Annotated in this window: 23 protein-coding genes and 1 pseudogene; 9 read left to right on the top strand and 15 right to left on the bottom strand. The window is 63.7% G+C overall.

Annotation, left to right across the window (positions count from 1 at the left end; all coding sequences use genetic code 11):
• Positions 1 to 14 precede the first annotated feature (14 nt).
• Positions 15 to 1,886: a ferrous iron transporter B gene (locus IVB54_RS10560; protein ID WP_018454324.1), complete on the top strand. Its 1,872-nt coding sequence runs from the start codon at positions 15 to 17 to the stop codon at positions 1,884 to 1,886.
• A gap of 169 nt (positions 1,887 to 2,055) precedes the next feature.
• Here the strand turns inward: IVB54_RS10560 and IVB54_RS10555 are convergent, their stop codons facing one another.
• The 3 genes from IVB54_RS10555 to IVB54_RS41610 all read right to left on the bottom strand — a co-directional run bounded on the left by IVB54_RS10555 (position 2,056) and on the right by IVB54_RS41610 (position 5,211).
• On the bottom strand, positions 2,056 to 3,717 hold the full coding sequence (locus IVB54_RS10555; RefSeq protein ID WP_247777196.1) for a hypothetical protein: 1,662 nt from the start codon (positions 3,715 to 3,717) through the stop codon (positions 2,056 to 2,058).
• 319 nt (positions 3,718 to 4,036) lie between these two features.
• Complete coding sequence (locus IVB54_RS10550) at positions 4,037 to 5,017, bottom strand: GAF domain-containing sensor histidine kinase (RefSeq protein ID WP_346658849.1); 981 nt, start codon at positions 5,015 to 5,017, stop codon at positions 4,037 to 4,039.
• Positions 5,018 to 5,046: 29 nt separating this feature from the next.
• Entirely contained in the window at positions 5,047 to 5,211 is a 165-nt protein-coding gene (locus IVB54_RS41610) for a hypothetical protein (RefSeq protein ID WP_346658848.1), read from the bottom strand.
• 143 nt (positions 5,212 to 5,354) lie between these two features.
• Here IVB54_RS41610 and IVB54_RS10545 point away from each other — a divergent pair, with 143 nt between their 5' ends.
• Positions 5,355 to 5,852 carry a GNAT family N-acetyltransferase gene (locus tag IVB54_RS10545; RefSeq protein ID WP_018454321.1) on the top strand — a complete coding sequence of 166 codons (498 nt, stop codon included), beginning with the start codon at positions 5,355 to 5,357 and terminating at the stop codon, positions 5,850 to 5,852.
• Between the two features lie 15 nt (positions 5,853 to 5,867).
• On the opposite strand, the gene IVB54_RS10540 is transcribed toward IVB54_RS10545, so the two are convergent.
• From IVB54_RS10540 to IVB54_RS10520, 5 genes are all read right to left on the bottom strand, one after another.
• Positions 5,868 to 6,353 (bottom strand): DUF417 family protein, encoded by a 486-nt coding sequence (locus tag IVB54_RS10540; RefSeq protein ID WP_085360657.1) that lies wholly within the window; start codon positions 6,351 to 6,353, stop codon positions 5,868 to 5,870.
• A 269-nt stretch (positions 6,354 to 6,622) separates the two neighbouring features.
• Entirely contained in the window at positions 6,623 to 6,865 is a 243-nt protein-coding gene (locus tag IVB54_RS10535) for a hypothetical protein (RefSeq protein WP_018454319.1), read from the bottom strand.
• Positions 6,866 to 6,923: 58 nt separating this feature from the next.
• Positions 6,924 to 8,042 (bottom strand): DUF2336 domain-containing protein, encoded by a 1,119-nt coding sequence (locus tag IVB54_RS10530; RefSeq protein ID WP_247777195.1) that lies wholly within the window; start codon positions 8,040 to 8,042, stop codon positions 6,924 to 6,926.
• A 326-nt stretch (positions 8,043 to 8,368) separates the two neighbouring features.
• On the bottom strand, positions 8,369 to 11,992 hold the full coding sequence (locus tag IVB54_RS10525; RefSeq protein WP_247777194.1) for an AsmA-like C-terminal region-containing protein: 3,624 nt from the start codon (positions 11,990 to 11,992) through the stop codon (positions 8,369 to 8,371).
• A 139-nt stretch (positions 11,993 to 12,131) separates the two neighbouring features.
• Positions 12,132 to 13,361 (bottom strand): cytochrome P450, encoded by a 1,230-nt coding sequence (locus IVB54_RS10520; protein ID WP_018454316.1) that lies wholly within the window; start codon positions 13,359 to 13,361, stop codon positions 12,132 to 12,134.
• Positions 13,362 to 13,488: 127 nt separating this feature from the next.
• Between IVB54_RS10520 and IVB54_RS10515 the strand changes: the two genes are divergently transcribed.
• From IVB54_RS10515 to IVB54_RS10500, 4 genes are all read left to right on the top strand, one after another.
• Positions 13,489 to 14,100, top strand: coding sequence for a TetR/AcrR family transcriptional regulator (locus IVB54_RS10515; protein WP_018454315.1), 612 nt, complete (start codon positions 13,489 to 13,491; stop codon positions 14,098 to 14,100).
• Positions 14,101 to 14,287: 187 nt separating this feature from the next.
• Positions 14,288 to 14,812, top strand: a complete 525-nt coding sequence (locus IVB54_RS10510) for a hypothetical protein (RefSeq protein ID WP_247777193.1) — start codon at positions 14,288 to 14,290, stop codon at positions 14,810 to 14,812.
• 59 nt (positions 14,813 to 14,871) lie between these two features.
• Positions 14,872 to 15,225 carry a hypothetical protein gene (locus IVB54_RS10505; RefSeq protein ID WP_026232714.1) on the top strand — a complete coding sequence of 118 codons (354 nt, stop codon included), beginning with the start codon at positions 14,872 to 14,874 and terminating at the stop codon, positions 15,223 to 15,225.
• A 22-nt stretch (positions 15,226 to 15,247) separates the two neighbouring features.
• Positions 15,248 to 15,670 carry a hypothetical protein gene (locus IVB54_RS10500; protein WP_018454312.1) on the top strand — a complete coding sequence of 141 codons (423 nt, stop codon included), beginning with the start codon at positions 15,248 to 15,250 and terminating at the stop codon, positions 15,668 to 15,670.
• A gap of 76 nt (positions 15,671 to 15,746) precedes the next feature.
• Here the strand turns inward: IVB54_RS10500 and IVB54_RS10495 are convergent, their stop codons facing one another.
• Together IVB54_RS10495 and IVB54_RS10490 are read right to left on the bottom strand one after the other, a co-directional pair.
• The gene (locus tag IVB54_RS10495; RefSeq protein ID WP_026232713.1) at positions 15,747 to 16,202 is read right to left on the bottom strand and encodes a hypothetical protein; all 456 of its coding nucleotides are present in this window, start codon (positions 16,200 to 16,202) and stop codon (positions 15,747 to 15,749) included.
• A gap of 114 nt (positions 16,203 to 16,316) precedes the next feature.
• Positions 16,317 to 16,805 carry a MarR family winged helix-turn-helix transcriptional regulator gene (locus tag IVB54_RS10490; protein WP_231190451.1) on the bottom strand — a complete coding sequence of 163 codons (489 nt, stop codon included), beginning with the start codon at positions 16,803 to 16,805 and terminating at the stop codon, positions 16,317 to 16,319.
• 120 nt (positions 16,806 to 16,925) lie between these two features.
• Here IVB54_RS10490 and IVB54_RS10485 point away from each other — a divergent pair, with 120 nt between their 5' ends.
• Positions 16,926 to 17,834: an alpha/beta hydrolase gene (locus tag IVB54_RS10485; RefSeq protein ID WP_026232712.1), complete on the top strand. Its 909-nt coding sequence runs from the start codon at positions 16,926 to 16,928 to the stop codon at positions 17,832 to 17,834.
• A 56-nt stretch (positions 17,835 to 17,890) separates the two neighbouring features.
• Positions 17,891 to 18,694, top strand: a complete 804-nt coding sequence (locus IVB54_RS10480) for an isocitrate lyase/phosphoenolpyruvate mutase family protein (protein ID WP_247777192.1) — start codon at positions 17,891 to 17,893, stop codon at positions 18,692 to 18,694.
• Positions 18,695 to 18,789: 95 nt separating this feature from the next.
• Here the strand turns inward: IVB54_RS10480 and IVB54_RS10475 are convergent, their stop codons facing one another.
• Genes IVB54_RS10475 through IVB54_RS10460 form a run of 4 tightly spaced genes read right to left on the bottom strand, consistent with a single transcriptional unit; the run spans position 18,790 to position 23,584 of the window.
• Positions 18,790 to 20,094, bottom strand: coding sequence for a glycoside hydrolase family 130 protein (locus IVB54_RS10475; RefSeq protein ID WP_026232711.1), 1,305 nt, complete (start codon positions 20,092 to 20,094; stop codon positions 18,790 to 18,792).
• A gap of 44 nt (positions 20,095 to 20,138) precedes the next feature.
• Positions 20,139 to 22,415 (bottom strand): glycosyltransferase family 4 protein, encoded by a 2,277-nt coding sequence (locus IVB54_RS10470; protein WP_018454306.1) that lies wholly within the window; start codon positions 22,413 to 22,415, stop codon positions 20,139 to 20,141.
• A complete protein-coding gene (locus IVB54_RS10465; RefSeq protein ID WP_018454305.1) occupies positions 22,403 to 23,368 on the bottom strand; it encodes a class I mannose-6-phosphate isomerase in 966 nt (321 codons plus the stop codon). The genes IVB54_RS10470 and IVB54_RS10465 overlap by 13 nt, the downstream gene beginning before the upstream one ends.
• A 24-nt stretch (positions 23,369 to 23,392) precedes the next feature.
• Positions 23,393 to 23,584, bottom strand: coding sequence for a hypothetical protein (locus tag IVB54_RS10460; protein ID WP_018454304.1), 192 nt, complete (start codon positions 23,582 to 23,584; stop codon positions 23,393 to 23,395).
• A gap of 417 nt (positions 23,585 to 24,001) precedes the next feature.
• Here IVB54_RS10460 and IVB54_RS10455 point away from each other — a divergent pair, with 417 nt between their 5' ends.
• On the top strand, positions 24,002 to 24,286 hold the full coding sequence (locus tag IVB54_RS10455; protein ID WP_143273233.1) for a hypothetical protein: 285 nt from the start codon (positions 24,002 to 24,004) through the stop codon (positions 24,284 to 24,286).
• A 65-nt stretch (positions 24,287 to 24,351) separates the two neighbouring features.
• Here IVB54_RS10455 and IVB54_RS10450 read toward each other — a convergent pair.
• Positions 24,352 to 26,936, bottom strand: a pseudogene (locus IVB54_RS10450) (EAL domain-containing protein).
• Between the last annotated feature and the right edge of the window lie 58 nt (positions 26,937 to 26,994).

Raw genomic sequence — 26,994 nt, 5'->3', positions numbered from 1 at the left:
CGGACCCCAATTCCATGGAAGCACCCCTGCTGCATCTCGCCCTGGTCGGCACGCCAAACAGCGGCAAGACCTCGCTGTTCAATGCGCTGACCGGCAGCCGGCAGAAGGTCGCGAACTATCCCGGCGTCACCGTCGAGCGCAAGGAAGGCTTCTTCGTCACGCCCTTGGGACGCCAGGTCTCCGTGGTCGACCTGCCGGGCACCTATTCGCTGCGCGGACGGAGCCCGGACGAGGAGATCACCCGGGACTTCGTGCTCGGCAAGGCCACCGGCGAGATCGTGCCCGACCTCGTGCTGTGCGTGGCGGACTCGACCAATCTGCGCCTGACCATCCGCCTGCTGCTGGAGCTCAAGCGCACCGGCCGGCCGATGATCCTCGTGCTCAACATGTTCGACATCGCGACCCGCCGCGGCATCACTGTCGACGTCGAGCGGCTCGCCAAGGAGCTCGGCGTGCCCGTGGTCACCTCGATCGCGGTGCGCAAGGGCGGCACGGCCGACCTGCTGTCGCTGACCGACGAGATTTCGGCAAAGCTCGCCGCCGAGCCGGGAGAGAACAATTGGCGGGCGCTCAGCGTGGCCGACTTGCGCGCCACCCAGCGCGAAGCCGACCGCATCATCGCCGACTGCGTCAGCCTGCCCAGCCGGCCCGACACCTGGACGGCGCGGATCGACGCGGTCGTGCTGCATCCCGTCGGGGGGCTGATCGTGCTCGCGGCGATCCTGTTCGTGATGTTCCAGGCGGTGTTCGCCTGGGCGCAGCCGCTGATGGAGTTGCTCAATTCCGGCTTCGACTCCCTCGGCGAGTTCGTGCACGCGACCTTACCCGCCGGCCTGCTGCAGAGCTTCCTTCAGAACGGCGTGATCTCAGGCGTCGGCAGCGTCATCGTGTTCCTTCCGCAGATTATCATCATCTTCCTGTTTATCCTGCTGCTGGAAGATTTCGGCTACATGGCGCGCGCCGCGTTCCTGATGGACCGCATCATGGGCGGCGCCGGCCTGCACGGCCGCGCCTTCATTCCGCTGCTGTCGAGCTTCGCCTGCGCCATCCCCGGCATCATGGCGACGCGCGTGATCGACAACAAGCGCGACCGGCTGACCACGATCCTGATCGCGCCGCTGATGACCTGCTCGGCGCGCATTCCCGTCTACACGCTGATCATCTCCGCCTTCATTCCGGCCAAAGACGTCTGGGGCTTCATCAACCTCCAGGGCCTCGTGATGTTCGGCCTCTACGCTGCCGGCATCATCAGCGCGCTGCTGGTCTCGTTTCTCATCAAATTCTTCATGCTGCGCGACTATGCGCCGGCGCCGTTCATGCTGGAGCTGCCGGACTACAAGATGCCGCGGCTGAAATCGATCGCGATCGGCGTCTACACGCGGGCCAAGATGTTCCTGCACCGCGCCGGCACCACGATCTTCTCGATGATGGTGCTGATCTGGTTCCTGGCCTCGTTCCCGCAGCCGCCCGCAGGCGCCACCGAACCGGCGATCGATTTCAGCCTCGCTGCGATCATCGGCAAGGCACTCGAGCCGCTGCTGGCGCCGGTCGGCTTCAATTGGCAGATCGCGGTCGCGCTGATCCCCGGCATGGCGGCGCGCGAGGTCGCGGTCGCGGCGCTCGGCACCGTCTATGCGATCGAAGGCGGCAAGGAAGCGGCCGAGCAGATCGGCCAGGTGCTGGCGACGAAATGGTCGCTCGCGACCGCGCTGTCGATGCTTGCCTGGTACATCTTTGCCCCGCAATGCGCATCGACGCTGGCCGTGATCCGGCGCGAGACCGGAAGCTGGACCTGGATGGCCGTCACCTTCTTCTACATGCTGGTGCTGGCCTATGCCGCGAGCCTTCTGACCTACAATGTCGCGGTCGCGTTCGGGGCGGGGTAGGCCCCAAACAAAAAACTGCGAAAACAACCCCATGCACAGTAGACGGGTGTTGTGAAATCAATGACTTACACTTGTGCGAAAATCGTCCGGCCGCAGGGCTGCGCCAGTTGCTCCGTCGGGCAAAACAGGAGCATGATGCCATCATCGCCACGACCGACCATATCTGGCGTCAAGCCGGTTTATGCGCCAGCACCGTTCCAATCCGCTCCTTCTTGAGCGCGAACTGCGCGGCCAATGCGAGGCCGAATGCCAGGCAGAACGTCGTCCCAGCCGCAATGAAGCGCAGCTTATTGGTTTCCCAGATTGCCCCCTCCTGTGCCATCAGCGACAGCAGTTGGGGCAGAAGCAAGAACACATTGGTTGCCGCAAAGCCGAAGCAATTGAACAGCCGCCACGCGACCGTTCGCATCGAATTGTCGATGTCCGGCAGATCGGAGCAGCTCTGCCTGTCGAGATAGTACGAAATATAGACTGTCACGAGCGCCGGCCCGAGGCCCCACCGCAACATCGCAAAGTAAAGGCTGGCAAGGGACATTTCCCGCAAATTGCCCTCGCCAAAGTTATGCACGGCCAACGTCAGACCAGCGGGCCCTACGGCGAGCGCGACCAGGAAGCTCCAGCAATAAGTGGTGAGGTGGGACTGATCTGAATCGCTTCCCAGAGATGACATCGCAAATCGAAGCAAGAGAACGACGACGATTGCCAATCCATAATTGCAAAGCGAATACATGACCCATGCAATCGAGCGATTGGGGTCCTGCGCCCAGACGACGCCTCTGCCTTGCAGCACGTCATAAATCACGGCCGAAATGGTCACGCCCAGATAAACGGAGCAGATCAAGGCAATGATATAGACGATCCAGTACCGTAGCGGATTGTCGTGAATGGGCGCATCGATTTCGATGCCGAATTTGCTGGCCTCATTGCGCAGGTCGATGCGGGAGCCGTTGCGATAGATCAGGTAACACGCGACAAGCCGGGCAAATCGGTTGTAGAGGTCCTTGATCAGTTGCGTGGCCTGGGGCGCAGCAAGGCCCGTCAACGTCCCAGCCTTCCACTGGCTCATCGTCGGCGCCCCCTGCTGGAAGTCTGCCATCAGCTTGTCGAAACCAAAGCTGTCCTCGGTGAAGAAGGTGGCGTCATCTCCGGTGTCGCGTCCCTGCGTCAGCCACCATTTCATGTAACAGATTTCCGCCCACATCCGATCCGGGGTGTTCGGATCCTTGCGGAAGTCCTGATCGACGACATCTGGAGAATTCGCGATGACTTTCGAGAGCACCTCCTGCGGCACACGCAGCGAAAAGCGGATTTGCGCCATGATCTGCTTCGCGAGCTGAGGCACGCTGATCCAGCTCTGGATCACATCGCGCACCATCAGCAGGACGTTCCATTGAGCCTCCTTCGTCAGGAGGAACAGATACACGATCCCCATTGCGGCGACGACGGTCAGGTACGGAGCAGACTGACTTTTCGCAGCCTCTATGAAGGCTACTGGAAATGCAGGAACCAGCGGCGCCAGGGCAATGACGTCGCGGTTCTCATGGATGAGAAGAAGGAAGAAGCCGCATGAGAATACGACAAAGATGAACCCGCCCAATCGATACTGCTGCCGGGTCGTCATGTATCGCGGGAAAGTCGGGACTTCGGCAATGTTGACCGCGCGGCCAAAAGCCTGCCAGGCCAACCGGCCTGCCACCACCAGGCCCAACAACGTGATGGACCAGCGCACCAGCGAAGGAACCAGGTCGGACGCGGCGTCACGGACCTGATCTGCGGAGGCTTGTGTCGATAGTAAACTGGAAATGACAATTCCCAACACGATGCTAGCCATAGCCTGAACTCCCTCTTGAGCGAGATAGTTCGAACGGGCCGCTCTACGCGGAATTAGGCGTACCGTAAATCCGGAGCGACCACGTGTGTGTGAACCAATTCACATCCTCTGGACGTTTTCGTGCAGCTCTCTCTCTGAAGAGGCACAATGCCTTGCCCGCAAGAAAATCGCCGGACCGCATCCGGAAAGAGCCTCGCACAATCAGCGCTATCAGCTGTTCGCCGGTTGCACCGTCGCGCAAAACAGGCGCATGATGGTATTGTCGGAGAATTGGCGCGACGCTTCGTGACGGCAAGCTAGGCCGGCGTAGCACGCCTTCTCAGCCGCGGGCCGGGCTCGCCGGAAACGTCGCGGTGAACACCGTTTCATCTCGCATCGACGACGCGACGATCAACCCGCCATGGGCGCGCGCGATCTCTTGGGCAATGTACAGTCCGAGCCCAAGCCCTTTCTGGTTCGGCAGAACGTCGCCGCGATCGAACGCAGTGAAAAGGCGCGGGATCGCATCAGCCGGAATTGGCGCGCCTTTGTTGGCAACGCTGAGATCAAAGCCAGCGCCGGTCGTCTGCGCCAGCACCCTGATCGGCTTGTCGGCGGCGCCATAGGAAATCGCGTTGCCGAGAAGATTGGACAGCATCTGACCTATGCGGTCGGCGTCGATTCTCACAGGTCCCGGAACGTTGACGACCGTTTCGATGACGCGATCCGGGTGCACGTTCTCGAACTCCGCGACGATTTGCCTGATGACAGGCTCGAGTGGCTGTTCTTTCAACTTGAGCTGCATCCCGGCGCCGAGCCGCGCGCGGGCGAAGTCCATGACATTGTCGATCAGGCCCGCCATCCGGCCCACGCTTCCCTGCAGGAGGTTGATCCAGTTCTTCCCCTCGTCATCGACCTTCTTGTTCAGAAGCCGCAGGCCGCCCTGGATCGAGGCAAGAGGGTTTCGGAGGTCGTGACCGAGCACGGCGATGAACTGCTCGCGCAGTTCCGCATTGCGTTGTTCCAGCGCGAGCCTGTTCTCGATCAGTTCGACGCGCTCGGCCGCGTCGAGATGAGACGCGATCAGCTCGGCAAAAAGCTTGAACATGCCGATGACTTCGGGAGTCCGAAGCTTGCGCGGCTTCGGATCGATCGCACAAAGAGTTCCGAAGAATGAACCGTCGGGCAGAATGATCGGCACGGAGATGTAGCTTTGGAAGCCATATTGTGCAGGCGTGTGATGCTTGCAGTAGCCGGCGTCTTTGCTGACATTCTCGATGACGACCGCCTCGCGGCTCTGCCGGATCTCATGGCAGATCATGGTCTCGACCTTGAGCTCGTCACCGGGTTTCAGCCCAAACCAAGTTCGTCACGCGAGGCACATGTGATCCACCTGTCCTCGGTGACGCGGGCAACGGCCGTAAACCCCATGCCGGTGGTCCGGCTGACCACGTCGAGGATGGTCGAGACCGCAGCGATCCCGCTGATCTTGGCTATGTCGCGCTCGAAATCCATTGCCACTCCGCTTGGGAACATTCGCCCCGGGCCGGCCGCCCAACTGAAAGCGCGTCCTTGCAACGGTGAAAAGCACTGCCAGCCAAGTCATTCCGCGTCAATGTTACTCGACGCCCCACCTCGGAAGCGGCTATCTGTTCCCAATGGAACATTTCAGAACGGCGAGGCTCAGCGCCGAAAGGCTTCGTGAAAATCATCTCGCCGACCTCGTCGCGTTGCATCTCGATGCCGAGGTTTCGCGCTATCTCGGCGGCGTCCGTTCGGCGGAGAAGACGAAGACCTATCTCGACGCCAATATGGCGCATTGGGATCAGCATGGCTTCGGTCTGTGGGTGCTGCGAACGAAAGACGGGGCATTCGCCGGGCGAGCGGGCATCAGGCATATCCTCGTGGACGATGTCGACGAGATCGAGATTGCCTACGCGTTCAAGCGCGAATTCTGGGGCCGTGGCCTTGCAAGCGAGACCGCGACCGCACTCACCGATATTGGACTGTTACACCATGAGCTGCCGTCCCTCATTGGCCTGGTCTATGTCGGCAATGGCGCATCGCGCCGAGTTCTGGAGAAGTCCAACTATCTCCTCGAGCGAACCACGTTCCGTCACGGCGAGAACGGCGTCCTCTACCGGATCCGGCGGTGAGAGACGGCCTGACGATCACCCGGTGCGCAGCCGGACAACCGATTGCGGCAGGGAGGCCAGAAACAACACCGCGCAAACGCACAGCAGGACGATGTCCTTGAACAGAAATTCGCCGGTCAGATTCCACGCCATCGGATCGGATGAAAGGCTCCATTTGACCACACCGGGCGTCGTGAAGAAGAACGACCAGGTGATCGCAAAGGTCACCATGCCCATGAATGAACCGAGGGCGGACGAAACCGGGCTGAAGCTGCCTGCCGCGAGCAGCGCCGCAATCACGAATTCAGCGACACCGAGGACATAGGCCTCTCCCCTCAGGCCGAACACCGACAGCCAGGAGATGAACGGGCTGTTGCTGATGAACTGCGCGATGCCCTGCGCAGATTGCGGCGTGAATTTCTGCATGCCAAACGATACGAAGATGATCACCATGACCCAGCGCAGAATGGCAAGAGGACGATAGGAACCGCCCCCGACCTCAGCGACGTTGAACTCTTTCATCCGACCATGTCTCCCCGGTTTCACATCCATCAGCTCTGCGAGACTACGCTCGCTGAAGGCTGTACGAAGGGGAGCTTCGGTCGTTACCCGCGTCGGCCGGTTCCGGAGATCACAGCTGCGTGCGATGCGCGTGTTCGCGGGATGGCCGCCCGGTCTGGGGCTGTCGGCGCGTTAATGTGCCGTTGAAGGAGCGACGGCGGTGCCCTGCGCTCGCAATGACGGTGTGGAAACAGCCGCTATCGCGCGGATGGAGCGGACGCCCGCGGAGTCTACCTGAAATACCCGAGCACGAGATCGACATCCGCGCTGCCGGCCGCCGTGCCGTTCAGCTCGGCGTCGATGACGCGGCGGCAAGCCTCGATCGCGGCATGGTCGCCGAGGTCGTTGGCGGCTTCCAGCACGAGCCATGCCGCATCGACCGAGGCCTGGTCCGCTGCTCCGCCGCCGATCTCGCCGGCTGCGGCGTTGTTGAGGTTCTTCTTGCGAACTGCGGTGCCGAATTGAGGCAACATTGAAAATACTCCCTGCCAATTCCCGGATGATGCTCGGTGTACCTGTTCGGTGTACCGCTCAGTGCACCTGCAGCTCGGGCTGACGACCCGTGACGGGATCGGTGCCGGTCTTGCGCGATTGGTAGAACTTCAAGACGCTGCGCGAGGTCTCGATCTTGAGCTTGCCGAAATCGCGCTCGTTGTCGTGGAGCTCGCGCGCCGTGATCAGATGATCCTTGGCGCCGAGGAACAGCAGCGACATGGTGGTGTCCCAGGAGAAGTCGAGCGCCTTGCACAGCACCAGGATCATCTCGCGATTGCGGTCCATCATCGCACGCTCGATCACGTCGACCGGCAGCGACGACAACAGCGACACGCCGATCTGCACCTCGTCGGACCGGTGCTGGCGAGCATAGTTCGAGATCGAGTCCTGGTTGAGGTTGCCCTGCCGGTACTGCGTCGTCACCACGCGCTTGGCAACGAAATAGCTGCGCGAGGACGGGCCGAACTTGGACTGCAGATCGCCGGTGACGTCGCTTACCGAGCTCTGGATCTGCGCCATCATTTCCGGGCGCTCGTGCTCGAGCCGGCGACGGACGTCCTCCGACGCCTTCGAGATCAGTTGCTGGAAGATGTGACGCGGCACGTCCTTGCGCAGGCCAAGCTGCTCGGCGAGAATCGAGTCACCCTCGGCGCGGCGGACCATGTGGAGCAGACCCGAACCTGAAAAGCGCGCGCCCTCGTTTTTGGCGACCGACGTCACGACCTCCTGGTCGCCGCGCTTGACCAGCACGTCGGTGACGGCCTCGCCGATCGACTTGCGCTGGGCGATCGCGAGCAGATGCGACTGGCTCTTGGTCATGGCGCTCTCGACCAGCAGCTTCTCGTCGATACGATTGGAATCGCGCAGCACGGGACCGGCGACCTCGATTTCGTCGGCGATCGCGAGTTGCGCAATGACATTGAGCGGAGCGTGATCGCAGGCTGCCATCACCTCGGAGAGCTGCACCCGTGCGGCGACCTCGATCTCGTCGGCGAGCCGGCCGATGACTTCGCCGAACGTGCTGATCTCGTCGTCGCTGTAGCGACCGGTGATCAGAATGTCGGTCGCATGCCACAACGCCTTGGTCCGGCTTTCGTCGGTGCCGCGTGCGATTGCGTCGTCCAGATCCTGCAGAAGTGTTGTCGCGCCGTTCATCCCGATGACCCCAGTTCTTGGCTGGCCATCCTGCTTGTGCCGGCAGGACGCCGAGTTCCTCTGGGAACAGAGGCTAGGGAACAAACGCGAGAATCCGGTAAAGTCGGCAGATCAGTTTTGCCGCGGAAAATTCGATAAAAAGCGAGAGAATGAGTTTACCGGTACGTCACGAGGAAGCTGCGCCCCCTCTCCCGCTTGCGGGAGAGGGTTGGGGTGAGGGTGTCTCTCCGGCGTCATGGCCGGGCTTGTCCCGGCCATCCACGTCTCACCGCCTGGGACGGAGAACGTGGATGCCCGGGACAAGCCCGGGCATGACGGACTATCGCCTACGGATTTGACGGCGTCAGCACCAGCGGCGGCTTTGGCTTGGGCTTTGCGGGCGGCGGGCCCGGGGCCGGCCTGACGTCGATCGGCGGAGGCAGCGGCGCGATCTGCGTGCTTGCAAGCGGCGGGCTTGGTGCCGCGGGAGCGGCCTGCGGCGCCTTTGGCGTCGGCGCAACCCTGATATCGGACTTGGGCTTCGGCGGCGGCGCACGGCGCGGATCGCGGCCGGGCATCGGCACATCCGTGAGCGACGGCTCCGGCGCCGGTTCGGGCGACACCAGCGTCGGCAACGCGGCGGTGGCCGGCGGCGGCTCGCCGCGCTCGATGGCGTCCAGCCGGCGCGTCTCGCGATCGATCGTGCGTACCGCGAGCCACGACGACAGCGGCCCAAGATCGACGGTGCGATTGAGCCTGTCGGGGGGACCGGCCGCGAACAGCTGGATTTCGGGCGGCGCGCCGGAGAGCCCGGTCATGATCGGCGTCAGGCTGGCACGGATGTCGGCCTGGTCGGCGGGGATGTCGTAACCGCCGGAGACGATGGCACGCGCGTTCTTCGCCTCTAGCGACGTTGCGCCGACGCGCAGGCGCCCGTCCCGGATCGTGAACGGGATCTGCGCCGAGGCCACTGCAATCGGACCCGCCGACAGCGCGGGCTCGACCAGCTGCCGCAGCCGATTGTCGTCGGCAATTTGGCCGCCGTCGCTGGCGCGGATGGCGATTTCGAAGGCGCGTGGATTGAGGCCGGAGATTTCAGCGGATTCGAGCGTCACCGTACCGTTGCCGGCGAGCGCACCGGTGAGCGCCGCGACGCTACGGCCCTGGCTGGTCAGCGCCATCTGCGCCGAGGCTCGTCCCTTCGGCAGCGCGAGGTCGCGGTAGCGCAGCGCCGCCGCGTCGACATTGCCGAGCTCGATGCGCGCGTTGAGCGTCAGACCATTGGCGCCATTGCGCGCATCAAGGCTCGCCGACATCTCGCCGCCGCCGACGCCGCCCTTCATTGCGTCGAGCGCGAGCGACTGACCGTCGCTCCGGACCGTACCGCCGAAGGGGCGCAGCTCGATGCCGCCGGGCAACGTGCCGTGCAACGCCTGGAAGGCGACGCGGCCGCGCCAGCCGCCGAGAAGCCCGGCACTCAGCGGCGCATTGGCATCGTGTCCGGCCGCGCCGATGGCCATCGCGAGCGCGGGCACGAGGTCGAGCGTATCGAGGCCGACTTCGCCGTCGACGGTCTTCTCCTGATCGAGCGTCACCGCCAGATGACCGCGCAAATGCGAGCCGGCCAGGGTGCTCTCGAGATCGTTGAAGATCAGGCGGTTGCCGGAGAGGCCGACGCGCGAGGACAGATTGACGCTCTGCACCGATTTATCGGCCGGGCTGGTCCCGAACAGCGGCCCCAGATTGGCGTTGCGCACGCGCAAATTTACGCTGCCTTTCGGCTCCGACAATTCGACGTTGCCTTGTGCGTCCGCATCCAGCCCGCCGCCGCTAAGCTTGGCATTCAATTGCAGCTGATGGCGCCACGCGCCGCTCAAGCGGCCTTCGAACTGCGAAGCGCCCTCGCCTGCGGCCACCACGCGATCGAGCCCGAGCAACGCCAGCAGTGCACTGGCTTGCGGTGTCGCGACTTTCGAGTCCAGCGTGAAGTCGCTGTTGCGCAAGCGGTCGACGTCGATGCCGTTGACGGCGGCCACCGGCGTCTGCGCAGCCAGCGTCGCGGTGGCCTTGAGCTGCGGCGCGTCGAGTTCGAGGACAGCGCGCGCGTCGTTGCGATCGGCGTGCTCGGCGTTCTTGTCGAGGCTGAGGTCGAGCTTCAGGCGGGTCGCAGCCGGCAGCGACGGGATGGCGTCGAAGCGCGCGCGCACCGATGGCGCAAACGGCTCGAGCAGTGCAGTGAGATCGCGCAGCGAATTGGCGGAGGATTTCAGCGCGAGCTTGCCCGTGGCCTTGGCGCGGTCGAAGCTGCCACTTGCTTCCGTGGTCACGCCACTGGCCTGGCCGAACCGCAACTGCTCCAGCGAGAGCGATGCGGGGCCGTAGCCGAGTTTCGCGGTGAACGGCCGCAGCTCCTGCCCGGCCGAGATCGCGCGGCCGATATCGAGCGACAGCTTCGCTTCCTCCGGCCATTCGCCCTGCGGTCCCGAAAGCGCGCGCACAAAACTTGCGGCCGCATCGAGGTCAAGGCGGTCGGCCTTGAGCTCCGCGTCGATCCGCGAGCCCTTGCTCGCGCCGGTCTGGACGAAAGCGATGCGGCCTTCGACCGCGCCGCCGTCGATCTCGGCCTTCAGCCTGTCGATGGCGAAATGGTTGGCGGCGATGGTCACGTCACCGGCAAGGCGCAGCGGCCGCGTGCTGCGGCGGTTGACCTCGCTGCGGCCCTGGAGCCAGGCCACTAGCGTATCGGGATCGGAGGAATCGACGCTGAGACGGCCGCTGAAGCTGTCGGCGCCGGGCGTCGCGCCGTTGAGCGAGAGCTGCGTCTGTCCCGGCGCGCGCAGCTCGAGCCGCTGGAAGGTCCAGGATCGTCCGTCGGTCGCAAGCTCGGCCGTGATGTTCTGGAGCGGCCGTGCGCCGAGCATGATCTGGTCGGAGTTGAACTCGATCTGTGCCGGGATCGGCGCCTGCGGGATTGCGGCGAGGCCTGCGCGGAGCGCCGGAAGGATGCGCTGCGGCTCGTCCTTGCCGGTCAGCTTGTCGGCATCGACCTGGCGCGCCGACAGCACCGCACGCAGCAGCGGCGAAGCCCCGAACCTGATATCGCCGACGCCGCCGAGCTTCAGCGCGGAGTCTTCGGACCCGAAGCTGGCGTCGACCTGCTCGAACTTGGCGCCGGCCGGATCAGCCTTGAGTTTCGTCGTGAGCTTCCAGGGCATCGGCCCCGCCTCGCCCGGCTTCTTCGGCGCCGGCACGGCGAACGTCAGCGCGCCCTCGAATTTCGGCAGGCGGTTGTCGAAGGCGAGCACGCCTTCGAGATCGGCGAGGATCGCGCGCTCGCCGGGATCGATGTTGAGGTGGAGGCGGGTGGCATTGCCGTCGGCGCTCGGGCCGGAGGAGACGCGGAACGGATAGCGCACGCCGCTGAGGGCAAAACTGCCGTCGCCCCGGACCGAGCCGGCCAGCGAGCGCACATCGCCGGAGAAAGCGATGTCGTTGAGCTCCAGTGTCGAATGGCTGGCGGCATCATGCAGGGCGATGCGACCGGTGAGATTCAGCCGCTCGATCGCCAGCGATGCCAGATTGAAGCTCCCGCTCGCGGTGGACGGCAGATCGACCCGCCCGCGCGCGTCGAGGCCGAGATCGACCGCCATGCCATTGACCGAAAGCTCGGTGGCGCGCCATTCGCCGCGCATCAGCGAGCTCAGGCTGAATTCGACATCGAGCTTGTCGGCGCGCAGGCGGCCGAGATCGTTGTTGCCGCCGAAGGTGACCGCGCGCAGCCGCAGCGTCGGCGCCGGCAACAGCCGCGCGTCGAGCTCGCCCGCCACCCGCACCGGCACGCCGATGATCCTGCCGGCCTCTGCTTCGAACTGGGGCCTGAACTGGTTCCAGTCGACGAAGTACGGTCCGATCAGAGCGGCCAGCAGCGCTAAGATAAAGGCAATCGCCAATCCGAGCAGCGTCGTCTGCACGGGTCTCCCCTCGGCCAAACCGGATGCGGGCCTTGCCTGAGCCGCAGGGCCTCAGACGTACCGGAACAGCCCCTTATATAGGGGGAAGTGTGGCGAAGTCACAGCGACTGTTGCGCGCGGAGGTTAACGCCGGCAGCCATCACCAGCTCGCAGGCAGCCGCTTCAGGCCGCGCAGCACGAAGGTCGGCCGCCATTCGGGGTTTTCGACGTCGTCGATGCGCAGGTCGGGCAGCCGACGCAACAGCGTGGCGATGGCGATCTCGGCCTCGAGGCGGGCCAATTGGGCCCCCAGGCAGAAATGGATGCCACCGCCGAACGACAGCGGCCTCACATTCTGGCGGGTGACGTCGAGCCGGTCGGGGCGGTCAGGATAGACCGCCGGGTCGCGGTTGGCCGAGCCCAGCAGGCAGAGCACGGTCTCGCCCTTGGGGATCTTGGCGCCGCCGAGATCGTCGATATCCTCCAGCGCGACCCGCCCGGTCATCTGCACCGAGGAATCGTAGCGCAGAAACTCCTCGATCGCGCCCACCATCAGGTCCGGCCGCGCCTTCAAAAGCGCGAGCTGGTCCGGATTGCGATGCAGCGCCAGCAGGCCGTTGCCGATCAGATTGACCGTGGTCTCGTGGCCGGCGCCGAACAACAGGATGATGTTGGCGGTCAGTTCCTCGTTGGTGAGCTTGTTGCCGTCTTCCTCGGCCTGCACCAGCTGGGTAATGAGATCGTCGCCGGGATTTTTGCGACGAAGCTCGAACAGCTGCTGGAAATACATCTGCGCCATCATGTTGCCGGCGTTGCCCTTGGCGATCTCCTCCGGCGACAGCGGCACGGGATCGAGCAGCCGTCCGCCATCGCGCGAGCTGTTATAGAAAGTCTCGCGATGGTCCTCGGGGATGCCGAGCATGTCGCAGATGATGGTGACAGGCAGGCGGAAGGCGAAGTCTTCGATCAGGTCCATGTGGCCGCGGTCGATCACGGCATCGATGGTCTGGTCGACGATCTCCTGGATGCGTGGCCGCATGTCCTCGACGCGGCGGGCGGTGAAGGCCTTCACGACGAGGCCGCGCAGGCGGGTGTGGTCAGGCGGATCGGCCTGCAGCATCCAGTGGCTCATGCTGCGGAAGACCGGCTCCTCCATGATCTTCTCGCTATAGCGGCGCTTGGAGCGCTCGACGAAATCCTTGCCAAAACGCTTGTCGCGCATCACGAGGCTGACATCGGCATGGCGGCTGGCGACGAACTGGCCGAACGGCGTCACGTGAATCGGGTAGATCGCGCGGAGCCGGTCATAATGCGGATAGGGATCGCGGATGAAGTCCGGCGACAGCGGGTTGAACAGCGGACCGCCGGTGCCCTGCACGTGCTCGTTCATGGTGACCTCATATCGGTTGCCGCATGAATCGCATACGCCGCAGCCCCTCTTGCGCAGCGTAACCATCCCGGAATTATCAACTCGATACATTGTTGTATCGAGTTGCATTTTGCCCTAAACTGCCCCGATGTCAAGGGTGAGAACCAGGCCGACCAGGGACGACACGCGCGACAGGCTGTTCGAGGCGGCGGCGCGCGTGTTCGAGCAGGACGGCATCGGCGGCGCCAGCATCGAGGCGATCGCGGCGGCGGCCGGATTTAGCCGCGGCGCGTTCTATTCCAACTTCAAGAGCAAGGACGAGCTGATTATCGCCATGCTCGAGGAGCATGTCGCGCAGTCGATCCGGCGCAACATGGACATCCTCGCGCAGCACGACAATCTCGACGACTTCATCGCGGCGCTGAAGGCGATGGATCGCACAAGGCAGGATCCGCTCGGCCGCTCGCCGCTGCTCCACATGGAGATGATCCTGTTTGTCGCCCGCGCCGAGAAGCGCCGACCGGAGCTTGCAAAGCGCCTGCGCGCGCGGCGCAAGCTGGTCGCCGACATCATCGAGGCAACGCTGAAGAGCAACGCGAAGGGCGACACGCTCAATCCCCCCTGGATGGCCTCCGTCGTGCTGGCATTGGAAGACGGCTTTCGCCTGCACCGCCTGATCGATCCGGAGACGACGCCGGCCGACAGTTTTCTGCGCGCGATCACGGATCTGCGGCGCAGGACGGGATTGTCGTTGAAGTAGCGTTTGTTTTCTTCAGATCGTCGCGCTTCGCTGTTCCCGCTCGGCATCGGCGCGCCGCGCCGCTGGAACCTCGTCGCAATTCTCGCGCGCATTTTCCACATCCTCATACCGATCCAAGGAACGTTTCTGCAGCTTGCCACTTTATCCCGTGCCTGTTTTGGCAATTTGATCATTCGAGGAGACAGCGATGAGGATTCTGAAATTGTCTGCGGCCGCAGCTGCGCTGCTGGCCGGTACCGCGCTCGCCGTGGCGCAGTCGAGTTCGACGGTCGGCACTGGCGGGTCGTCAGCCGGCGGTGGCACCAGCAACTCGACCGTAGGCACGGGCGGTTCATCGGCGGGTTCGGGCAGCGGATCGGGCTCGGCCTCGACGCTTGGCACCGGCGGCTCGTCGGCGGGCGGCGGCACCAGCAGTTCGTCGATCGGCACCGGCGGCTCCGCCGCAGGCTCAGGCTCGGCCTCGACGCTCGGCACCGGTGGTTCGTCGGCGGGTGGCGGCAAGAGTTCGTCCAGCGTCGGCACCGGCGGCTCTGCGGCAGGCTCCGGCTCCAACTCGGCATCGACAGTCGGCACGGGCGGCTCGTCGGCCGGCGGCGGCAAGAGCGGCTCGACCGTGGGAGCGGCCGGCTCCTCCGCGGGACATGCCAGCGACATGGGCATGGAAAAGGGCAAAGGCCACCACAAGGACGAGATGAAGAAGGACAAGGACTGACATCCGGCCGGCGGAGCGGCAGCAATGCCGCTCCTTCGTCCTTCCTGAGGAGGACTGGCATGAACAGACCAATCGTTGCGATCGCAGTTTTGACTTTGATGAGCAGCGCCGCTGCGGGGGAAACCATGCAGAAAACCGGCAAGACCGCGTCCGGCGAGACCTGCCGGGTCACGGTGGAAAAACATCCCGACGGCAGCATTACCGCGCTGGGGTCATCGGGTTCGGGCACCACCGGCTCGACCTCATCGAGCGGCTCGCTGTCGAGCTCTAGCTCGGCCGGCGGATCGTCGGTGCACGTCCAGGCCGGTGGCGGCAACGTGTCGAGTTCGTCCTCGACGGCCGGCGGCCCGGGTTCGACCAGCGCGAGCACCGTCACGGTCAACGGCTGCACCATCTCGACATCGTCGCCCTAGCAAAAGGATTTCACAGATGAGAATGTTGATCGCGACCTCGTCGGTCGCACTTCTGCTCGCCGCCGCCTCGCCGTTGTCGGCGCAAACCAGCATGACCGGCGGCACCGGGGGCTCGGCCGCGGCCGGCGGCACCTCGGCCAGCACGCTCGGCACCGGCGGCACGTCGACGTCGGGCTCCGGACAGACCGGCTCGTCGATTGCAGCGGGCGGCAGCGCCGCGTCTGCCAACGGCAAGGCGCAGTCCGGCACCAGCATGAACAAGGGCAACGGTCCGGTGCTCAATTCCAATGCGCGCGCGCAGGCGCATGAGGGTGGTACGTTCAGCCGCTCCCACACCCGCACGAAAGTCAAGGCGGGCGAGGAGGTCGGGTCGACCACCAAGACCATGTCGCACGTGCCGGGCTCCAAGCCGACCATGTCGACGACATCGACCAACGTGCGCTGAACCATCCTCACGAGACTGCTGCCCGCAACCTGCGGGCAGTTTTTCTTTGTGAGCAGGTTTTTCGTTGGTGAACGGATCAACCGCCGCTCAGCGTGCGGCTGACGCGGGTCACGAGTGCATCCCACTGCCGCTTCTCGGCGGCCGGATAGTTGATCAGCACGCAATGCACGTAGCGGCGGCCAAAGTTGCAGCGGTCGTACCAGATCTTGCCGCCCCGGGTGCTGGAGACCACGAAGAAGCGCGGCGTGATGCGCTTGTAGGTGATGCCGGGCGGCGGATTCTTCCGCGCCAGGAAAGCGGCCGGTGAGCTGCCGTCATTGGGAACGGCCTGCACCGTCAAATCCGCACGGCCGTCGCTGGTCCGGTACTGCATGCCATAGCCGTCGGGCCGGCCGGCTTGCTCGGTGAAGATGGACGAAGGGATATCGACGCTGGTCCCGGTCTCGGGAATGCGATAGCCACTCCAGCTGTCCGCGCGGGCGGCCGCCGGAAAGGCACAGAGCATGACAAGGATGGTGGCGATCTTCTTCATCGTATGGACCGGCTTGTGCTGGTGGGCCGACAACGTGGGGAAACGCCGGACGTTCCTTTCCGCGATGTGAACGCGCGTTGCGCCCAAGCCGGATGATAGTCTCGAGCGCGCCCGCTAGCGAGCGCGTTTGCCCTTGTCCGTGGGCAAGGGGCAATTCGTACAAGCGCTGTCGTCGCACATGCGGCAGATCGTGAAGCGATCCATCTCGGAGGTATCCTGCCGAGCCAACAACTCATGGAGCAGCGTTTCAAGGCGCTTCGTTTCAGCCGGCGACAGTACATCCAGAAGCGACGCGACGGCCGAAATCCGCGAAGTCATCAAATCGTTGCGGGTTGCGGCGCCCTTCGCCGTCAGGTGCAAGGCAACCTCGCGGCCGTCCTGTCCGGGCCGACGTTCGACCAGCCGATCCGACACCAGACGGTCCACCAGCCGGACCGTTCCTGAATGCGACAGGCCAAGGATCCGCCGCAGCTTGTCGTTGGTCATGCCCTGGCCATAGCCGATGACGACCAGTGCCGCAGGGGTCTCGCCACCGCGGCCGATGACCTCGCGCGCGCCCTGCTCGATCCGATCCATGACGGCGAGCGAAAGCGCCCCCAGCAAATTTGCGATTCCAATTTCCATACACCGACAATATGTGCGGAGCGCACAAAAAACAACTTGACGATATGTGCGCTCCGCACATAATTTGGATCGCGGGGCTCGATCACATGGAGAATGACGATGAATACTCGGAGCGCGGCACGACAAGCGAATGCCCAAGCGGATACCAGGGGCACCGAACCCGCCTTGAAATACGTGCAGGCCAACGGCGTGCGCTTCGCCTATCTCGAACAGGGCGATGGCCCCCTGGTCATGTTCCTGCACGGCTTTCCCGACAATGCCTGGTCGTATCGAAAGCAGCTGCAGGTCTTCGCGGATGCCGGGTATCGTGCCGTCGCGCCGTTCCTGCGTGGCTATGCGCCGACCGAGATTCCGGCGGACGGCATTTTCGATCCGATCGCACTGGGCAAGGATCTCGAAGCCCTCATCGCGGCGCTGAGCGACGACGGACAGGCACGCGTCGTCGGCATGGATTGGGGCGGCACGTCGACCTTTCAGGCGCTGGCCACGGCGCCATCGGCAATCAAGGCCGCCGTGGTCATGAACACCGCGCACCCGATTACAATTTCGAGCATCAGACGGGATCCGGAGCTCGTTCGAGCCGTCTTCCACGTCTATTTTTTCCAGCTGCCCGGCGCCGAATCCGCGGTCAATACCGAGGGCCTCCCCTTTGTCGACTATCTCTGGAAGCTGTGGTCACCGACATTCAACAATGCCGAGCACATCCGTTCGATCAAGGAGACACTCAGCTCGCCCGGCACGATGGCCGCGGCGCTGAAATATTACGGAGGCCTGACCGATGCGGGGCTCACGGGCCGGCTGCCGATCAATGACATGCACACGCCGACGCTGACGATCTATGGCAGCAACGATCCGACAGCGAGGTACTCGGTCAAGGAGGAGCCGCTGTTCAAGGGGCCGCACAAGCGGATTGTCCTGCCCGATGTCGGGCACTTCCCGCACCTCGAGCGTGAGGAAGAAGTCACCGGCCTGATCATGGACTGGTTCAAGACGCACGCGCCTGACTGAACGCAGAGGGCGGTGGCCCACAACATCCTTCGATTTTCTAATCTGGAGTGCGCGCAATGGACGCCAAGACACAACATCAATATGCCGAGACCTTTCATGCCCTTCACAGGAAGGGCGATCCGCTCGTCCTGTTCAACGCCTGGGACGCCGCCACCGCCAAAGCCATCGCGAAGACCGCTCCGGCCATCGCGACCAGCAGCGGCGCGGTCGCCTCCGCACTTGGATACGCCGACGGAGAAAATGTCCCGTTCGACATGGTGACCGGCCTCGTATCGCGGATGACTGCGGCCGTGTCAGTTCCAGTCTCAATCGATCTGGAGGCAGGATATGGCGACACCCCGGAGGCCGCCGCCAGATCGGCGACCGAGATTTTGAAAGCCGGCGCCGTCGGCATCAATATCGAGGACGGGCTATCGGGGGGAAAGCGGCAACTGGTCAATCCCGAACTCCATGCCGCCAAGATCAAGGCCGTGCGCGACGCCGCGAAAGATCTTGGAGTTCAGCTGTTCATCAATGCGAGAACAGATCCGTTCCTGCTGAAATTCGGATCGCCGGACGAGTGCATGAACGAAGCGGCAAGGCGGGCGAAGGTCTATGCCGAGGCCGGCGCCGACGGAATTTTCGTCCCCGGCCTCACCGATCTCGCTCTCATTGAAAAGTTGGTTCAGCTCACGCCTCTGCCGGTCAACATCATGGTGACACAAGGCGTTCCCGCACTTCCGCATCTGGCTCGCGTCGGCGTTCGGCGGGTCAGCCTCGGGCCGTGGCCGATGATGGCCGCGATGCGGATGATCGGACAGGCCGCGGCCGCGGTCGCCGCGACCAAGCAGTACGGCACGTTCCTGCAACCGGATGCCTGAGCCCGGATATCACCAGCTCGACGCAGTGTTCTGCGCCGACCGCTTCACGCTTTTCCAATCCACCGGATGGATGTCGAGAACGGTCAGCGCAGTTCCTATGCGCTCCTGTCCATGGCCGCGATCAAGGATCCGATCTCGATTGTCGCGACATTGCAGTAGCTGTCGGAGACCGCGTAGGGGAAGATGATCTTGTCGTGGTGGCGCATCGCGCCGCAAGTGTAGACGACGTTTGGAACATATCCTTCGCGTTCGGAAGGGTCCGGGCGCAATAGTGGCTCGCGCAGGCGGCCGAGCACCTTCGAAGGGTCGTTCTTGTCCAGCAGCGCGGCCCCGATCGAATATTTTCGCAAAGGTCCGACGCCGTGCGTCAGCAGCAGCCACCCGACGTCGAGCTCGATGGGTGATCCGCAATTGCCGATCTGCACGAATTCCCAGGGGTATCGCGGCTTCAGAATCGGCTGGCCGCCATCCCACGTCTGGAGATCGTCGGAAAAGATCAGATAGAGGTTCTCGTTATCCTGGCGCGCGATCATTGCATATCTGCCCCCGATCTTGCGCGGGAATAACGCCATGCCCTTGTTGCGCGCGGCACTGCCCTTCAGGGTCGATAGCCGGAACGATACAAAGTCGGACGTCTCGATCAGCTCCGACCGGATCGCCCGTCCGCTATAAGCGGTGTAGGTCGCGTAGTAGATCGTCTCGCCGGCGTTGCTGAAATGCACAAAGCGGGCGTCCTCGATCCCGTTCGACTGCGCTTCAGTGACCGGGAAAATCACCCGCTCGCTCAGATCCTGGCCGGCCGCAAATGTAACATCAATCTCGTCGCCGCCGGCGCCCGATGTCAGCTTGACGAGATCGGGGCTGGATGCAAGGCGCGCCGTCGGGTCGATGGTCACGGTCCCGTCTGCCGCAATAAGCCCCGAGCGAAATGTCAGGGACGACACGTGACCCTCGCCGACGGCACGAAGACTTAGGATGAAGCGAAGGCTGCCTTCCGGCGTTCCGGATTGATCGGGATGCGGCACGATACTCGGATTGAACAATGCCGAGGCCTCGAACGAATATTCGTTGAGAAAATAGGCGCCCGCGAGTTGGCGCTGCACCTGCGTGAATACAGCATGGTCGGCCAGCGCCTCTTCCATTTCCGCGGCGCGTGTCTCGAATATCTGCAACAGGTTGCGGTGACGGCCGAGGAAATTCTCCAGAACGTCGGCCAATTGCCGGTCAGCCGTCTCGGCATCGAGCGCGAGGACCCGTTCGACGATATGGTTGGCGCGGGTCTTGTCCGTCGGATTGAGGTCGCGCGGCTCTGTTGCCGGCTTGAAAGGCCGAACGATGACACGGGTCGGATCAGGCCGCAGCTGAAGGGCTTGACGTTTGAGGAAGGGAGATTGCGACAAGACGGCCTCGATGGGTTGAAGGAGGAAATCGTAATCCTGCTCCGTCAAGCGACGAGAGGAGCAGGCTTGGCCCGGCTTTCGCTCAGGCGGGCAATTTGCCGAATCTCGGAAAGCCCAAGCAAATAAGACACCACGGATTCCCCTCCCCGGTTCTCATTGGGACGATCGGGATGCAGGCCATCCCGGCAGCTTCCGGTCTCCAGATCGACCAGCGAGGCCGACAGGTCGTTGCTGCCCAGAAACCACGCGAAGACCCGCGCGGCTTCGGCTTTCCACTCGACATCGTGATCGGCCCGCCACGCGGCGAGGCATGCCGCGATGGTCGCCGCGGCCTCCAGCGGCTGCTGGTCGAAGGCTTGCGACGGCTGGCGTCGATCGCCAAACCCCGCCGTGCCGATCGGGCGGAATTGGCCTTTCGCTGAGGTTTGCCGCTTCACAAGCCAGCGCAACGACTCCAGCCCGATATTGACATAGCGCGATGTCTTGCTGGCAAGACCGGTTATGATCAGCGCCTGGGGCAAGCGCGCGTTATCATAGGCCAACCCGTCCTCGAACCAGACCCAATCGCCGGTTGCCACGGTGTCGAAGATCAAGATCAAGCGATCGGCAAGCACGGCACGCAGGCGGGTCGCCTGGACATCGCCCGGGACAGCCGAGCAGTAAGCATCGAGGCCCAGCAATACGAACGCCCACGCACGGGGCGAACGAAAATCTTCCACTGTCGCCATTGCTTCGGAAAACAAGGCCCCGGCCCATGAGCGCCGCGACGAGCTGGCGTCGGTCAACGCGCACACCCCCAAGGCCCAGAGCGTACGTCCGTGACTGTCCTCCGACCCCTTGTCCTCCAACCAGCAGCGGTTGAAGCCCATGAAATTGCGAAATCGTCGTGTATCCGGATTCCAGGCGTGCTGGACGAAAGCGGCAAATCGTGCCGTCAGCGCATCCGGCAGCCGCTCTTCACCCGGATTGTTGAGCGCACAGGCCACGAGCAGCGCCCGGGCGTTGTCGTCGACGCAATAGCCGTGGGCACGATCCGGCACGCTATGAACGGCATGCTGAAACAGTCCCGTGTCGTCGCACATCGACAGGAAATGGCCGAGCTGCATTTCCGGCGGGGCGCGGCTGTCGCGCAGCAGCGTGCCAGTATCCATACGCGCGATGGTCTTGAGCCGATGCCGGCGGCCGGCGTTCTCGAAGACCGACATATAGCGCTCGGCGGTTCTTTCCCATGTCATCGCGCGGCTGCTCGAATAGGCGCGCTTGCGCATCGCCTGCCGAAGCACGTCGTTGGTGAGCAACTTGGCGATTTCAATGCCGAGCGCTGCCGCGTCGCCAAACGGAACCAGGATGCCGCGGCCCTCGGCCAATAGTTCACGGGCATGCCAATACGGGGTGGACACCACGGCTTTACCGAGGCCAAAACTGTAGGCCAGCGTGCCCGAGGTCATCTGGGCCTCACTGAGGTACGGCGTCACGTAGACGTCAGACATCGAGATGAAATCGAGCAGCGTTTTCTTGTCGACGAACTGATCGAGGAACACGACGTGATCCTCGACGCCAGCCTGGCGCGCGTGCGCCATCAGGGACTCACGATAAGCTTCGCCACGGTCGCGCACGAGGTTGGGATGCGTCGCACCGAGGACGACGTAAACGGCGTCGGGTCGGGTCTTCAGAATCGAAGGCATCGCATCGATCATGACTTCGATACCCTTGTTCGGCGACAGCAATCCGAAGGTCAGGATGACCGACTTGTTGCTGAATCCGAGCGCAGCCTTGGCCGCGTCGGGTTCGACGAACGCAAATTCCGGGATGCCATGCGGGATGATCTCGATCTTCTCGTCAGCCATGTGATAGACGGAGCGCAACAATTCCCGACCTTTTTCAGCCATCACGACGATCTTGGACGAGCACTCGACGATGCGCGTGATGACGTCGCGCTGAGCCTCTGTCGGCTCGGACAAGACCGTATGCAGGGTTGTCACGATCGGTATGGTCAGGCGCGACAGAAGCGCCATGATCTGGCCTCCGGCTTCGCCGCCGAAAATTCCGAATTCGTGTTGCAGCGAAACGGCCTCGAAGCCGCCGCTGTTCAGATAGGCAGCCGCACGGACATAATCATCTTGCCTGTCGTCGTCGATCTCCAGGCCCACGGTGGTAGGATAATCGTAGACCTGGCCGTGATCGGTCATCGCGACGATGACCGTCTCCAGATCACTCCGGGACGCCGCAACGGCGCTCTGCAAGTCAGTAGTGAAGGTCGCGATGCCGCAGCGGCGGGGAAGCGAATTGCCGATGAATGCGATACGATTTACGGCAGCCAATTTGGCGTCTCCGATTGTTTGAGCGTGGCGGTCTCGAAGGGAGACGGGACCAGGGTGCCGGGAAAGGCGTGCGGTGCGAGACTGGCGCTCGCGGCACTGCGCTCTGTTAGCGCAGCAGGGTTTATCTTCGGGCCGGGATAGGCCAGCAGCGCTTTCAAGCCGCTCGCACCGACCTCGATTTCCGCATGGTCGGCTTCCAGGAAGATCGCGTCCCCCGGCGCCAGCCTCGTCGAGCCGAGTTGGGCCTGGCCTTCTATCGCCAGCAGCCAGGTCTCTTTCGGTGCGTCGAGCATCCAAACGGAGCCAGGAGCAAGGTCCGTCTGCTCCAGCGCAAAATAGGAATTGACCGTGAGGACCGTTCGCGCGCCGCTCAGGCGTTCGGACGGCGATTGAATCTGGCGTGGGCCTGCCGTCGCCACCGCGACGGCATGGTCGATGTGCAGTTCGCGCGCTCGTCCATAGTCGAACAGCCGGAACGTGGCGTCGCTGTGCTGCTGGATTTCCACGAGCACGATGCCGGCGCCGATCGCGTGGATCGTTCCAGCAGGAATGAGAATGACGTCGCCTGGATGAACCGGCTGCCAATCCACGATATCGGCGATCGAGCCATCAGTGATCGCGGTTCGCAACTCCGCGGCGGAGCGCAAATGGTTCAATCCCACCGCGACCCGGGCGCCGGGGATCGCGGAGACGATATACCAGGCTTCGGTCTTGCCATTGGCAAGCCCGATCGAACGCGCGAACGCATCATCCGGATGAACTTGAATCGACAGCGGCTCGGTGGTGAAGAGCATTTTGAGCAGCAACGTCGTCTTGGGCGCAGCAAGACCCGGGCGCTCGAACCACAATTCCCCGATCGGCCCGTCGCTCGTCGACGTCTCACTCCAGGGCCGCAGATCGAGACTGCCCCAGGGCTTCGGCTTGGTTCGCACGATGGCATGTTCGACCGTCAAGCGGGCCTCCCCAAGGCTGTGCGATCAGTCGTTGGCTGTTCGTGCCGGGCGCGGACCGGTCCAGGGCGGAAGCGCATCCCATTCGGCCCTTCGCATGCGGCGCTCTTCATCGCCGACCTTGACGAAGACAAACGGAGCGTCGTCCTGCCCGGTCTTCGATCCCGTGAATGTGGCCGGAAGTCCGTTCGAATTTCGGATCGTTGCTGTGTTTGCCACGTAAACCTCCTGACGATCTGCGTGCGAGATCGCTGCCGCAGATCAATTGAAAATGGATTCCGCTGCATGCAGGCCGACGCAGCGACCCGCACCGGCACCCGAGATACCAATCGGTCCAGGAGATTTGTATTTTGGGATATCGGACATGCGACCGCCTGCGTGGTTGAGGCGGGAGCGAAATGCTCTCAGTCACCGATAACTGCCAAGGGCGGGCGGTGATCTCGAGCATATAGGAACGCCGTCACCCAATAGCGAGACGAGCGCATCAATCCGATCGGCTTTATTAGCTGTATCTTTGTGTTGGCATTGCTCTATGGTCACGCGGCCTGGCGTCTGAGTTGACGGGGTTCCTCGCTCGATTTCATTATTGGCCGGCTGATCCCCCTCTCAGAAGGGTTTTCGGCAATCGGATGTCGCATGGTTTCAACGGATCGTTTCCGGCAAGAGATTCGATCCCGGCTCGAATTGGCGAACGCGCAAGGCCGGCCGAACCTGACCATCGAGTGTGGCGAGCTTTACCGCTCCATGAGCCAGCTGCCCACGTTCAATCGATGGATGATCTTCTGCTGCAACGCGATGCGCGCGGAAATGGCCTTGACCGATCATTTGATTTTCGATGACAGGAACGAAAGCCTGCTGACCGTTCACTATGCATTGCCGCGTCAATGCCGAGCAAAATCAAACCAGACACGATCGAAGTAACGCGTTTCGTTGATTTCGATGACTAGCCGGTCGTTGCTGCCGTGGCGGCTCCGAGAGTAGACGCCCTACGCCGACCGCTTCACCGCGGTCGCGCCGGCCGGTGCAATGTCGAGACGAGCGAGCATCGCCCGCGCCTGCTCGGCGCAGTGCTCGATCAGCCAGCGCTCGAACGCTAGGGGCGCGAGCGCGGGCGCGTAGAGGAAGCCTTGCACGACGTCGCAGCCGAGCTCGGCCAGCACCTTGCGCTGCGCCTCGGTCTCAACTCCTTCCCCGACGACAGTCATGCCGAGGCCCTGCCCGACGCGCACCACAGCGGTGGCGATCGCGAGCGCGCCAGCGTCACGCTCGATGTCGCGCATGAAGCTGCGGTCGATCTTGAGCTCGCGGATCGGCAGATGGGCGAGCCGGCTGAGGCTGGAATAGCCGGTGCCGAAATCGTCCACGGAAAGCCCGACGCCGAGCTCCCGGATCGCGTTCATCGTCTCGAGCGCGGCGACGCTGTCCTGCATGAACGCGCCCTCGGTGATCTCGAGCATCAGCGCATCCGCCGCCAGATCGTATTCGGCGAGGATATCCTTGAGCCGCGCGGCCAGCGTGACGTTGCGGAAATTGATCGGCGACAGGTTCACCGACACGGATGGAATGTTCAGCCCAGCGCGGCGCCAGCTCGCCATCTGCCGGCAGGCCTCGCGCACGGACCACAGGCCGATCTGCTCGATCAGGCCGCACTCTTCGGCGAGTGGGATGAATTTTGCCGGCGAGACGTCGCCAAGCTCGGCATCGTGCCAGCGCGCCAGCGCCTCGACGCCATGGATCGCGCCGTCGCAGCTGCGGATCTGCGGCTGATAGCGGAGGGTCAGCGTGCCCTCGGCGATGGCGCGGCGCAGCGCCGCAATCAAGGCCAGCCGCTGCTCGGTGAGCCCGTTCATCTCGGCGCTGAACAGGCGATGGGTCGAGCGGCCGGCCTGCTTGGCCATGTACATGGCCGCGTCCGCCTGCTGCATCAGGGTGTCGATGTCGGTGGCGTGATCGGGATAGAGGCTGACGCCGATGCTCGCCGACATCTGCAGTTGCCTGGAGCCGAGCCGCAGCGGCGCGGCCAGCGCTTCGGTGATTCCGGCCGCGACGCGCTCGGCACCCTCGGCGTTGCGCTGCGGCAGCAGGATCACGAACTCGTCGCCGCCGAGTCGCCCCAGCATGTCCTCGGGCCCGATCTGCTCGCGCAGGCGCTGCGCGAGCTGGATCAGGAGCTCGTCGCCGGCGGCATGACCGAGTGTGTCGTTGACGTCCTTGAAATGATCGACGTCGAGGAAGGCCAGCGCGACGTGGCTGCCGGTCGGGCAGGCATCGATGGCGGTGGTGATCAGGCGCCGCAATTGCGCGCGGTTCGGCAGGCCCGTGAGGATATCGTGATAGGCGAGCCGCGCGATCTCGGCGCGCGCTTCCTTGCGCTCGATCGCGAAAGCGCCGAGATTGACGCAGGCCTCGACGATGCGCCGATGCCAATTGCTCGGCGCGCGCGGCTCCCGGTAGTAGAAGGCGAACGTGGCGATGACCCGTCCGTCCTTGGCCTTGACCGGCGTCGACCAGCATGCGCGCAGGCCAATCGCGAGCGGCATCGCCTTGTACGGCCGCCAGCGCGGATCGGTCTCCAGATCCGTCGCCAGCACCGGCTCGCCGTAGAAGGCCGCGGTTCCGCACGAGCCGACATTGGGGCCGATGGCAACGCCGTCCAGTGCGCGGGAATAGTCCTCGGGCAGACTTGGGCCGCCGAGCGGATGGATCAGGCCCGCGGCATCGATATGAAGCAGCGAACAGACGACGTCGGGCGCGATCTGCTCGACACGGCGGCACAGCCGGTCGGCAATCTCGCCGATCGGAACCTCGTCGGCGAGCGCGCCCATGATGAGCTGCTGCAGCGAGCGCAGCTGCTTGGTCTCGGTGATATCCTCGAGCAGCGCGAAGATGTGCTTGACCTGGCCCTCCTGTCGCGGAAGGCATCGATGCGGGCGCAGACCCAGATCTCCTCGCCGTCCTTGTCATAGGCGAGCATCTCGACCTCGCCGCGGTGGCCACCCTCCATCAGGCGCTTGACGAGCTTCGCAACGGCCTTGCGATCGGTGTGGCGGCCGGCGAGCAGGCCCCTGGCACGGCGGCCCTCGGCTTCCTCGCTGGTGTAGCCGAACAGCGTCGTGAAGGCGGCATTGACGTAGACGATGCTCTGGTCGGTGTCGGTGATGAGCACCGCGCGGTTGGTCTGGTCGGAGACGGCGTGGAGAAGCCCGATCCTGGCGCGGCGTTCGGCATTCGCGGTGACGTCGCGCGCGAACACGATGCGATAGGTGATGCCTTCACTTGCAATGGATGAAAGCGAGATGGCCGCCCGGATGCGGCTGCCGTCGTTTCGCACGAGGCTGATCTCGTCACGGAATTCTGCAACCGGATCGGCCTGAAGGCATTTGAGGGTGAGAATTTCGGCGTCGTGACCGAGCACATCAGCGCGTGCGAGTTTCCAAATCCGCTCCGCACCGGCATTGAAATGCGTGATGCGATGCGCGCTGTCGACGATGACGATGCCCTCGTCGGCGCGTTCGAGCGCGGCCAACAGCACTTCCGGAGTTTCTGTCATGGCACAATCGGAGGCGGACATCGCTAGACCCGGAGGCATCGGGAAAATATGCAACCGACGCTAGCGCCACCATGGTGTC

It is taken from the genome of Bradyrhizobium sp. CW1 (assembly GCF_023100665.1).
In the GTDB taxonomy this organism is placed as follows: domain Bacteria; phylum Pseudomonadota; class Alphaproteobacteria; order Rhizobiales; family Xanthobacteraceae; genus Bradyrhizobium; species Bradyrhizobium canariense_D.
This window is presented reverse-complemented; position numbering and strand designations above follow the sequence as displayed.

What these genes read in the sequence shown, in the direction of transcription:
- IVB54_RS10510 (WP_247777193.1), top strand. Translation starts at nt 14,288, where the DNA reads ATGAGGATTCTGAAATTGTCTGCGGCCGCAGCTGCGCTGCTGGCCGGT.
- IVB54_RS10500 (WP_018454312.1), top strand. Translation starts at nt 15,248, where the DNA reads ATGTTGATCGCGACCTCGTCGGTCGCACTTCTGCTCGCCGCCGCCTCG.
- IVB54_RS10540 (WP_085360657.1), bottom strand. Translation starts at nt 6,353, where the DNA reads ATGAAAGAGTTCAACGTCGCTGAGGTCGGGGGCGGTTCCTATCGTCCT.
- IVB54_RS10550 (WP_346658849.1), bottom strand. Translation starts at nt 5,017, where the DNA reads ATGATCTGCCATGAGATCCGGCAGAGCCGCGAGGCGGTCGTCATCGAG.
- IVB54_RS10545 (WP_018454321.1), top strand. Translation starts at nt 5,355, where the DNA reads ATGGAACATTTCAGAACGGCGAGGCTCAGCGCCGAAAGGCTTCGTGAA.
- IVB54_RS10455 (WP_143273233.1), top strand. Translation starts at nt 24,002, where the DNA reads ATGGTTTCAACGGATCGTTTCCGGCAAGAGATTCGATCCCGGCTCGAA.
- IVB54_RS10505 (WP_026232714.1), top strand. Translation starts at nt 14,872, where the DNA reads ATGAACAGACCAATCGTTGCGATCGCAGTTTTGACTTTGATGAGCAGC.
- IVB54_RS10530 (WP_247777195.1), bottom strand. Translation starts at nt 8,042, where the DNA reads ATGAACGGCGCGACAACACTTCTGCAGGATCTGGACGACGCAATCGCA.
- IVB54_RS10555 (WP_247777196.1), bottom strand. Translation starts at nt 3,717, where the DNA reads ATGGCTAGCATCGTGTTGGGAATTGTCATTTCCAGTTTACTATCGACA.
- IVB54_RS10480 (WP_247777192.1), top strand. Translation starts at nt 17,891, where the DNA reads ATGGACGCCAAGACACAACATCAATATGCCGAGACCTTTCATGCCCTT.
- IVB54_RS10535 (WP_018454319.1), bottom strand. Translation starts at nt 6,865, where the DNA reads ATGTTGCCTCAATTCGGCACCGCAGTTCGCAAGAAGAACCTCAACAAC.
- IVB54_RS10560 (WP_018454324.1), top strand. Translation starts at nt 15, where the DNA reads ATGGAAGCACCCCTGCTGCATCTCGCCCTGGTCGGCACGCCAAACAGC.
- IVB54_RS10495 (WP_026232713.1), bottom strand. Translation starts at nt 16,202, where the DNA reads ATGAAGAAGATCGCCACCATCCTTGTCATGCTCTGTGCCTTTCCGGCG.
- IVB54_RS10520 (WP_018454316.1), bottom strand. Translation starts at nt 13,361, where the DNA reads ATGAACGAGCACGTGCAGGGCACCGGCGGTCCGCTGTTCAACCCGCTG.
- IVB54_RS10485 (WP_026232712.1), top strand. Translation starts at nt 16,926, where the DNA reads ATGAATACTCGGAGCGCGGCACGACAAGCGAATGCCCAAGCGGATACC.
- IVB54_RS41610 (WP_346658848.1), bottom strand. Translation starts at nt 5,211, where the DNA reads ATGGATTTCGAGCGCGACATAGCCAAGATCAGCGGGATCGCTGCGGTC.
- IVB54_RS10515 (WP_018454315.1), top strand. Translation starts at nt 13,489, where the DNA reads ATGTCAAGGGTGAGAACCAGGCCGACCAGGGACGACACGCGCGACAGG.